At 71.6% G+C, this 1,262-nt stretch carries 3 protein-coding genes; all 3 read right to left on the bottom strand.

Features of this window, described 5'->3' with window-relative positions; all coding sequences use genetic code 11:
• On the bottom strand, window positions 1-268 hold a 268-nt coding region (locus KD1_RS15950), incomplete at its 3' end, for a TadE family type IV pilus minor pilin (RefSeq protein WP_157073432.1).
• Window positions 268-489 carry a DUF4244 domain-containing protein gene (locus tag KD1_RS15945; protein ID WP_083542550.1) on the bottom strand — a complete coding sequence of 74 codons (222 nt, stop codon included), beginning with the start codon at window positions 487-489 and terminating at the stop codon, window positions 268-270. The genes KD1_RS15945 and KD1_RS15950, both read right to left, overlap by 1 nt.
• Before the next feature lie 136 nt (window positions 490-625).
• Window positions 626-1,018 carry a hypothetical protein gene (locus KD1_RS15940; RefSeq protein WP_068403566.1) on the bottom strand — a complete coding sequence of 131 codons (393 nt, stop codon included), beginning with the start codon at window positions 1,016-1,018 and terminating at the stop codon, window positions 626-628.
• Between the last annotated feature and the right edge of the window lie 244 nt (window positions 1,019-1,262).

Genomic DNA, 1,262 nt, shown 5'->3' with positions numbered 1-1,262 from the left:
CCCGCACCGTGACGACGATCGTGCCCGCACGGCGCTCCCACGTGGCGGTGGCCCCGCGTGGTGCCGCGCGCAGGCCGGTATCGGTCGCGTGGGCCGGCGTTTCACCGCGGGCCAGCAACCGCGCGGTGACGCCGGCGGCATCGTGGCACCGCAGGGTGTCGGAACCGAACCGCAGGGCCCCCAGGCACAGGCCGAGCACGAGGAGCAGGGCCGGGATGGCCACGGCCAGTTCGGCCGTGACCATCCCCCGTTCCGGCGCTGCGTTCATCAACCGCCCAGCCCGACGGCGCCGAGCACGGTCTGGGTCAGGGCATCCTTGACCGGCCCGGACTTGACAATGCCGAGCATGACCATCGCCAGCGAGCAGGCGACCAGGACTCCCACGGCGTACTCCGCGGTCGTCATTCCGGACTCGCGCCGTGGCCGGACGGTCGACCCGATCGTGCCGCGCAGACCCGCGAGGGCGGAGCGAATGAGGGTGGCGTGCATGGTGTCTCCTTCGGTGATGCGGTGCCCGGTGCACCGCGCAGCACCCACCTTCGTCATCACCTCGGTCGGGCACACCCGACCGCGGCCGCCCTGTGGAGAACCAGGGGGTCGCGGCCGTCCCTGTGGGAAACTCGCGTCAGCCGGTGATGTACCAGGCGCCCTTGATCCGGACGACCTTGACCACCTGTTCGCGACCGTTCTTGTCCAGAACGCGCACCTGGCCGTTGTTGCCGTCGGCCGCCATGTCGGAGCCGCTGACCTCGAGGTCTGCGGGGAGGTTGTCCAGCTCCCCGTTCGCCTTCGATTCCTTGCGCAGCCCCTCGGCGCACTTGGCCTTGCCGCCGAGGGCCGTGACGACCTCGGGGTCCAGGGAGCCGCACACGGTCTCCCAGTCGCCCGCCCGGCCGGCCTTGTAGTAGTCGACGACGAACTGCTCGGCCTCGTTGGTCGGACCGGAGCTGCTGCAGCCGGAAAGCACGACGCTGGCAGCGAGCAGAACGGCACCCAGGCGGGCCAGGACGGGCTTCATGATTCCCCACGGGTCGACGACGGTGGGTCCAGTCTAGGCGTGCTCGTGAGCGCGGCCGACCCCCAGCAACGGCGGCACCGTGGTCTCAGCCGCTCAGGGAGCCGGTGGCCAGGGCCAGGACGACCGGCACGACCGCGGTGGCGACGAAGGCCGGCAGGAACAGCACCCCGAGGGGGATGACGAGCAGCACGGAGGCGCGCGCGGCGGCGCTTTCCTGCACGTGGGCGGCATCGGTGCGCAGTTC

It is taken from the genome of Kribbia dieselivorans NBRC 106261, from assembly GCF_001552435.1.
GTDB lineage: Bacteria > Actinomycetota > Actinomycetes > Actinomycetales > Dermatophilaceae > Kribbia > Kribbia dieselivorans.
The sequence above is the reverse complement of the archived record's forward strand: the minus strand, read 5'-3'. Positions and strand labels throughout refer to the sequence as shown.